The sequence below is a fragment of the Streptomyces sp. NPDC018947 genome (genome assembly GCF_044390505.1).
Classification (GTDB): Bacteria; Actinomycetota; Actinomycetes; order Streptomycetales; family Streptomycetaceae; genus Streptomyces.
Window position 1 is genome coordinate 289,780 of sequence record NZ_JBIRZD010000010.1, and the last position, 8,419, is coordinate 298,198.

Consider the following 8,419-nt stretch of genomic DNA (forward strand, 5'->3'; position numbering starts at 1 on the left):
CCCGCCGACCGGTCTCCCCGGCCGCGCGATGCGCGGCCACGCAGAAGGAGTCAGTGTTGAGCAGCAGTTCTCCCCACAGACGCACCTCCCACACCACGCACCGCCGCGCCGCGGGCCTCGCCCTCGCCGGCGTCGCCGCCCTGATCGCCACGGCCGTACAGGCCGGCGGCGCCACGGCGGCCCCGCAGCCCGCCCCCGCCCCGGGGGCCGAGTCCGTCAAGCTCACCCCGGCCCAGCGCGCGGAGCTGATCCGGGACGCGAACGCCACCAAGGCCGCCACGGCCGACGACCTGGGCCTCGGCGCCAAGGAGAAGCTGGTCGTCCGTGACGTGCTCAAGGACCGCGACGGCACCGTGCACACCCGCTACGAACGCACCTACGACGGGCTGCCCGTCCTCGGCGGTGACCTCGTCGTCACCACCGCCGAGTCGGGGAGGACCGAGCGGGTCGTGAAGGCCACGGCCAAGGCGATCACGCCGGCCACCGTGACGCCGAAGATCACCGCCGCCAAGGCCGAGCAGCAGGCCGTGTCCGCCGCCAAGGACCGGGGCGCCGAGCAGCCGGACGCCGAGCGCGCCCCGCGCAAGGTGATCTGGGCGGCGAACGGCACACCGGTCCTCGCCTACGAGACGGTCGTCGGCGGCCTCCAGGAGGACGGCACCCCGAACGAGCTGCACGTCGTCACCGACGCGGCCACCGGCGCCAAGCTGTACGAGTACCAGGCGATCCACAACGGCACCGGCAACACCATGTACAGCGGCACCGTGACGCTGGGCACCGCGCAGTCCGGGTCGTCGTACACGCTGACCGACACGGCGCGCGGCAACCACAAGACGTACAACCTGAACCGCGGCACCTCGGGCACCGGCACGCTCTTCTCCGGCGCCGACGACGTCTGGGGCAACGGCAACCCCTCCGACCTGGAGACCGCCGCGGCCGACGCCCACTACGGGGCCGCTCTGACCTGGGACTACTACAAGAACGTCCAGGGCCGCTCCGGCATCCGCGGCGACGGCGTGGGCGCGTACTCACGGGTCCACTACGGCAACAACTACGTCAACGCCTTCTGGTCCGACAGCTGCTTCTGCATGACCTACGGCGACGGTTCGAGCAACACCCACCCGCTGACGTCCATCGACGTGGCCGCGCACGAGATGACGCACGGCGTCACCTCCAACACCGCGGGCCTCGTCTACAGCGGCGAGTCCGGCGGTCTGAACGAGGCCACCTCGGACATCTTCGGCGCGGCCGTCGAGTTCCACGCGAACAACTCCTCCGACGTCGGTGACTACCTCATCGGCGAGGAGATCGACATCAACGGGGACGGCACCCCGCTGCGCTACATGGACAAGCCCAGCAAGGACGGCGCGTCCAAGGACAGTTGGTACTCGGGGATCGGGTCCATCGACGTGCACTACTCGTCGGGCCCCGCGAACCACTTCTTCTACCTGCTGAGCGAGGGCAGCGGCACCAAGACCATCAACGGTGTCACCTACAACTCGCCGACCTCGGACGGGCTTCCGGTCACCGGCATCGGCCGGGCGAAGGCGGAGAAGATCTGGTTCCGCGCCCTGACCACGAAGTTCACGTCGACCACCAACTACGCGGGCGCCCGCACCGGCACCCTCGCGGCGGCCGGTGAGCTGTACGGCACCGACAGCGCCGAGTACAAGGCGGTGCAGGACGCGTGGGCCGGCATCAACGTCGGCTCGCGCTCGGGCGGCGGCACGCCCGGCGGCACGACCTACGAGAACACCGCCAACGTGAACATCCCCGACTACGGGGCCGCGGTGACCTCCTCGATCACGGTCTCCGGGCGCTCCGGCAACGCGCCGAGCAACCTCCAGGTGGGCGTGGACATCGTGCACACCTGGCGTGGTGACCTCAAGATCGACCTGGTCGCCCCGGACGGCTCGGTGTACGCCCTCAAGGCCAGCGGCTACGACTCGGCGGACGACGTGCACGAGACCTACACGGTCAACGCCTCCTCCGAACCGGCCAACGGCACCTGGAAGCTGCGCGTCCAGGACACGGGCCGGCTGGACACCGGCTACATCGACGCCTGGCGCCTCACCTTCCCGTAGGCACCGCGGCACCCCGCCACAGACAGGGCGCCGTCCCCGGAGGATCCGTTCCCGGGGGCGGCGCCCCTCCCATGCCCGCCCGTTTTTTGCCAAGCCCATACGCACGGGTGGTTGCGGCTTTGCCGAGGTCACAGGGGTTCACGTTCCCGCAACATTCGCCCTGCCGTCGATTTTCGGCCAACGTCATTCGACCCTCCTGACATGTACGCGACCTCGGTGCCACTCTTCCGTCACCCGCCGCACAACTCGCAGTTCTCCCCCGGCCGGTCGCACCACGAGGCCGGCCGGACTCCCCCACAGAAGGAGCTTGTGTGTCTTCCCTCTACTCGCGCCACAAGCGCACCACGCTGGCCGTCGCCACCGCCGTCGCGGCCGGCGCCCTGCTCACCACCGGCCTGACCGCCGGCAGCGCCACCGCCGACACCTCCGCGCCGCGGGCCCTGCCGGGCGCCCCGGTCCTGCTGTCGGACACCGCCCGCACCGCGCTCATCCAGGAGCAGCAGCGGTCCGCGGCGGCCACGGCCCAGGAGATAGGCCTCGGCGCCAAGGAGAAGCTGGTCGTCAAGGACGTCGTCAAGGACGTCGACGGCACCGTGCACACCCGTTACGAGCGCACCTACGAGGGGCTGCCCGTCCTCGGCGGCGACCTCGTCGTGCACCGGGCGGAGTCCGGCGCGGCCAAGGGCGTGACCAAGGCGACGAACGCCGCCATCAAGGTCGCCGGCGTCACCGCGAAGGTGCCCGCGGCCAAGGCCGAGCAGCAGGCGCTGAGCGCCGCGAAGGAGGCCGGCTCCTCCCAGACGGCGGCCGACTCCGCGCCGCGCAAGGTGATCTGGGCGGCGACCGGCAAGCCGGTCCTCGCCTACGAGACGGTCGTCGGAGGCCTCCAGGAGGACGGCACCCCGAACGAGCTGCACGTCGTCACCGACGCGGCCACCGGCGCCAAGCTGTACGAGTACCAGGGCATCGAGACCGGCTCCGGCAAGAGCCTGTACTCGGGCACCGTCACCCTCGGCACCACTCTGTCCGGCTCGACGTACCAGCTCTACGACACGGGCCGCGGCGGCCACAAGACGTACAACCTGGCCCGCAAGACCGCCGGCACCGGCACCCTGTTCACCGACGCCGACGACGTGTGGGGCACCGGCACCGCCTCCAGCTCCTCCACCGACCAGACGGCCGCCGTGGACGCCGCCTACGGCGCCCAGGTCACCTGGGACTTCTACAAGAACAGCTTCGGCCGCAGCGGCATCAAGAACGACGGCAAGGCCGCCTACTCCCGCGTCCACTACGGCAACAACTACGTCAACGCCTTCTGGTCCGACAGCTGCTTCTGCATGACCTACGGCGACGGCTCGGGCAACACCCACCCGCTGACCTCGCTGGACGTGGCCGGACACGAGATGAGCCACGGCGTCACCTCCAACACCGCCGGCCTCAACTACAGCGGCGAGTCCGGCGGCCTCAACGAGGCCACCTCCGACATCTTCGGCACCGGGGTGGAGTTCTTCGCCAACAACACGTCCGACAAGGGCGACTACCTCATCGGCGAGAAGATCGACATCAACGGCAACGGCACGCCGCTGCGCTACATGGACAAGCCCAGCAAGGACGGCGCGTCCAAGGACTACTGGTCCTCCAGCCTCGGCAGCGTCGACGTGCACTACTCGTCGGGCCCGGCCAACCACTTCTTCTACCTGCTGTCCGAGGGCAGCGGCGCGAAGACCATCGACGGGGTGAGCTACAACTCCCCGACGTACAACGGCTCGACCGTCACCGGCATCGGCCGCGCCAAGGCGCTGCAGATCTGGTACAAGGCGCTGACCACGTACATGACGTCGACGACCAACTACAAGGGCGCCCGCACGGCGACCCTGAACGCGGCGTCGGCCCTGTACGGCTCCACCAGCGCCGAGTACCAGGCGGTGGCCGCGGCCTGGACCGCGATCAACGTGGTCTGACGGCCGGCTCCGAACGGCGGGCGGCACCCGGGAACCACCGGTTCCCGGGTGCCGCCCTACCCTTGGTGCCCATGTCCTTCACGTACGACGACGTCGGCGCCACCCGTGAGCAGGGCCACTGCCCGCCCGGCTTCCGCTCCCTGCACGTGCGCACCCGCCTCGGTGAGGGCGAGCGGGTGTTCCGGCGGGCGGCCGAGGCCGTGCTCACCTGGGAGATGCACCGGGCGACGGGCGTCGGCATCGACGCGAGCGCGGAGCGCGCCGCGCCCGGCGTCGACGTGACCGTCACCCTGGCCGGCATGATCAAGGCTCCCTGCCGGGTGGTGTGGACGCTGGAGGAGCGCCGCCGGGCGGGCTGGGCGTACGGCACGCTGCCCGGCCACCCCGAGTCCGGTGAGGAGGCCTTCGTCGTGGACCGCACCGGCGACGGCACGGTCTGGCTGACCGTGACCGCCTTCAGCCGCCCGGCCGCCTGGTACGCCAGGGCCGGCGGACCGGCGACGCGCGGCCTCCAGCACGCCTACGTCCGGCGCTGCGGTTCGGTCCTGCGGCGCCTCAGCGGCGGCGGCGAGGAGGACTGACCCCGCCGCCTGCGCCCTCACCTCATCAGCAGCCCCGCCGCCTGCGCCAGCTCGCCGGACGGCACCGCGACCAGTCCCGTCTCCGCCGGGGAGGCCAGCAACCGGTGCGCGGGCAGGATGCGCACCGTGTAGCCGAAGGGCCCGGTGCGGTCCAGGGCGAGCGGGCCCTCGTACACCCAGCGGCCCTCCAGGTCGGGGCCGCCGACCGGCTTCAGGGGCACGGTCGCCGCGTCCGTGATGCGGTCCTCCAGGTCCACCCGGCCGGAGACCACCTGGACCTCCACGTCGTCCGGGGCGAGGTCGCCGAGGTTGACCCGCACCCGCAGCCCGAGCGTCGAGCCCAGCTCCGCCGTGGCGGCGGACGCGGACGTCTCCACGTGGTCGACGCTCACACCGGGCCAGGCCGCCCGCAGCCGGGCCTTCCACTCGGCGAGACCGCGGGCGGAGTCCGGGTCCATCGCGCGGTGCGCCTCCGCGGCCGGGGAGTAGAGCCGCTCGACGTACTCCCGGACCATGCGGCCGGCCAGCACCTTGGGCCCGAGCAGGCTCAGGGTCCGGCGGACCATCTCGATCCACCGGTCGGGCAGCCCGCTCACGCCCCGCTCGTAGAAGCGGGGGGTGATCCGCTGCTCCAGCAGGTCGTAGAGGGCGGCGGCCTCCATGGCGTCGCGCCGGTCGGCGTCGGTCTCCTCGCCGTCGGCGGTGGGGATCGCCCAGCCGAAGTCCGGCCGGTACCACTCGTCCCACCAGCCGTCCAGCACCGACAGGTTGAGGCAGCCGTTGAGCGCCGCCTTCATGCCGCTGGTCCCGCACGCCTCCAGGGGACGCAGGGGGTTGTTCAGCCAGATGTCGCAGCCGGGGTAGAGCTTCTGCGCCATCCCCATGCCGTAGTCGGGCAGGAACACGATGCGGTGCCGCACCCGCGGGTCGTCCGCGAACCGCACCAGCTCCCGCACCAGCTTCTTGCCGCCGTCGTCCGCCGGGTGCGCCTTGCCGGCGACGACGATCTGGACCGGCCGCTCGGGGTGCAGGAGCAGCTCCGTCAGCCGGTCCCGGTCGCGCAGCATCAGCGTGAGGCGCTTGTACGACGGCACGCGCCGCGCGAATCCGATGGTCAGGACGTCCGGGTCGAGGGCGTCGTCGATCCAGCCCAGCTCGGCGGTGCCCGCGCCGCGCTGCCGCCAGGAGGCGCGCAGCCGCTCGCGCACCTCGGTGACGAGTTGTTCGCGCAGGGTGCGGCGCAGCTCCCAGATGTCCGCGTCGGGGATGTCGGCGACGGAGTCCCAGCGGTCCGGGCCGCCGACGGTCAGCGCGTCCTCGGCGCGCTGCACGCCGATCCGCCGGGCGCCGAGCCGGAACACCTCGGGGGCGACCCAGGTCGGGGCGTGCACCCCGTTGGTGACGGAGGTGATCGGCACCTCGTCGGCGTCGAAGCCGGGCCACAGTCCGGAGAACATCTCGCGGCTGACCCCGCCGTGCAGCCGGGAGACGCCGTTGGCCCGCTGGGCCAGGCGCAGGCCCATCACGGCCATGTTGAACAGGCCCGGCTCGCCGCCGGGGTAGGTCTCCATGCCGAGCCGCAGGACGCGTTCGGTGTCGATGCGCGGGAGTTCGGCCTCGGGGCCGAAGTGGCGGGCGACCAGGGCGCGGTCGAAGCGGTCGATGCCGGCCGGGACGGGGGTGTGGGTGGTGAAGACGGTGCCCGCCCGCACCGCCTCCAGCGCCGAGTCGAACTCCAGCCCCTGGTCGCAGAGTTCGTTGATGCGCTCCAGCCCGAGGAAGCCGGCGTGGCCCTCGTTGGTGTGGAACACCTCCGGCGCGTCGTGCCCGGCGAGCCGGCAGTACGCGCGTACCGCCCGGACACCTCCTATGCCGAGCAGCATCTCCTGGAGCAGCCGGTGCTCGCTGCCGCCGCCGTAGAGCCGGTCGGTGACGCCGCGTCCGGCGAGGTCGTTCTCCTCCACGTCCGAGTCGAGCAGCAGCAGCGGGACGCGGCCGACCTGGGCGAGCCAGATCCGGGCCCGCAGTTCCCGGCCGCCGGGCAGGGCGAGGGCGACGTGGGCGGGGGTGCCGTCGGGCTCCTCGAGGAGGGCGAGGGGCAGCTCGTGGGGGTCGAGGACGGGATAGTGCTCCTGCTGCCAGCCGTCGCGGGACAGGGACTGGCGGAAGTAGCCGTGCCGGTAGAGCAGTCCGACGCCGATCAGCGGCACCCCGAGGTCGCTGGCGGCCTTCAGGTGGTCGCCGGCCAGGATGCCGAGGCCGCCGGAGTACTGGGGCAGCGCGGCGGTGATGCCGAACTCGGGTGAGAAGTAGGCGACGGCGGCGGGCAGTCGGCCCGGCTGGGCCTGGTACCAGCGGTCACCGGTCATGTAGTGGTCGAGGTCGTCGGCCGCCGCGGCCAGCCTGCGCAGGAACCGGCGGTCGTCGGCCAGCTCCGCCAGGCGCGCGGACGGGACGGTGCCGAGCAGCCGCACCGGGTCGCTGCCGCAGGCGGTCCAGCACTCGGGGTCGACGGACCGGAAGAGGTCGCGGGTCTCCGGATGCCAGGACCAGCGCAGATTGCGGGCCAGTTCACTGAGCGGCCGGAGGGGGCCGGGGAGAACGGGACGGACGGTCAGTCGACGGATCGCCTTCACACTCCACCTCAGCGCGTTCGCTCGATTGGACGGGATGTGCGTCATCTCGCCGCTTATGACGTTACCGGTGACGGTGCGTCCCGTGCCGGGTGCTTCGCCCCCCGCGTCCCGGATCGGCCTGAACGGGTTCCCCGTCAAACGCCGGACGGGCTAATGGGTACCGGCGTGGTGATATGGCCGGATCTTTCCCCGGCGGCCTTCTTGTGGCATGTCGTTCCGCACGAAAAGCTGCACTCGTCGCGGTGGCACTGATTGCGGGGGCGACGCGCGGGAAGGCGTTCGGTCGGGACCCGCCGCATGTGTCGACATACGCGCGAGTAGTCAACAAAGTGCCGGATTGCCCACCCGGAAAGTCGGGAAAGGCTCCTGCGGTACACCCTCGGCAGTCCCGCAGGACCCACCTCCCCACAGTCATCCCCACCCTCGTTGACGCGGACAGGAGCGGTCATGCCCGCCACGCACCACTCAGCCCCGGCCCCGGCCGTCGGGCGCATCCCCGTTCTCGACGTGCGTCCCGCGGTCCTGCAGGGACGCCGTCCCGCCAAGGCCGTGACCGGAGAGGCGTTCGAGATATCGGCCACCGTGTTCCGCGAGGGACACGACGCGGTCGCCGCCAATGTCGTCCTGAGAGATCCGCGGGGCCGGCCGGGCCCGTGGACGCCGATGCGGGAGCTGGCCCCGGGCACCGACCGCTGGGGGGCCACCGTGACGGCCGGAGAGCCCGGTCTGTGGTCGTTCACCGTGGAGGCCTGGGGTGATCCGGTCACCACCTGGCGGCACCGGGCCCGGATCAAGGTCCCGGCGGGCACCGACACGGAGTCGGTGCTGGAGGAGGGCGCGCGGCTGTACGAGCGGGCCGCCGCGGACGTGACGGAGAGCCAGGGACGCCGGGACCTGCTCGCCGCGGCCGGTGCCCTGCGGGACACGTCGCGTCCCGCCGCCTCGCGGCTGGCGGCGGCGCTGACGCCGGAGGTGGACGCGGTGCTGGCCCGGCACCCGCTGCGGGAGCTGGTCACCACCTCCGACCCGCTGCCCCTGCTGGTCGAACGCGAACGCGCCCTCTACGGCTCCTGGTACGAGTTCTTCCCCCGCTCCGAGGGCACCCCCGAACAGCCCCACGGCACCTTCCGCACCGCCGAACGCCGGCTGGACGCCAT

The 8,419-nt window shown here is 72.1% G+C and carries 5 protein-coding genes; 4 read left to right on the forward strand and 1 reads right to left on the reverse strand.

Annotation, left to right across the window (positions count from 1 at the left end):
• The first annotated feature begins 56 nt into the window (after nt 1-56).
• The 3 genes from ACH499_RS21010 (at nt 57) to ACH499_RS21020 (ending at nt 4,626) form a co-directional block, all read left to right on the forward strand.
• Nucleotides 57-2,084: a M4 family metallopeptidase gene (locus ACH499_RS21010; RefSeq protein ID WP_399017489.1), complete on the forward strand. Its 2,028-nt coding sequence runs from the start codon at nt 57-59 to the stop codon at nt 2,082-2,084.
• Between the two features lie 311 nt (nt 2,085-2,395).
• Nucleotides 2,396-4,045, forward strand: coding sequence for a M4 family metallopeptidase (locus ACH499_RS21015; RefSeq protein WP_356205649.1), 1,650 nt, complete (start codon nt 2,396-2,398; stop codon nt 4,043-4,045).
• Nucleotides 4,046-4,116: 71 nt separating this feature from the next.
• A complete protein-coding gene (locus ACH499_RS21020) occupies nt 4,117-4,626 on the forward strand; it encodes a DUF1990 family protein (protein ID WP_399017492.1) in 510 nt (169 codons plus the stop codon).
• A 17-nt stretch (nt 4,627-4,643) separates the two neighbouring features.
• Here ACH499_RS21020 and ACH499_RS21025 read toward each other — a convergent pair whose 3' ends face one another.
• Entirely contained in the window at nt 4,644-7,262 is a 2,619-nt protein-coding gene (locus ACH499_RS21025; protein ID WP_399017494.1) for a glycosyltransferase family 1 protein, read from the reverse strand.
• Nucleotides 7,263-7,709: 447 nt separating this feature from the next.
• Between ACH499_RS21025 and ACH499_RS21030 the strand changes: the two genes are divergently transcribed.
• On the forward strand, nt 7,710-8,419 hold a 710-nt coding region (locus tag ACH499_RS21030; protein ID WP_399017496.1), incomplete at its 3' end, for a maltotransferase domain-containing protein.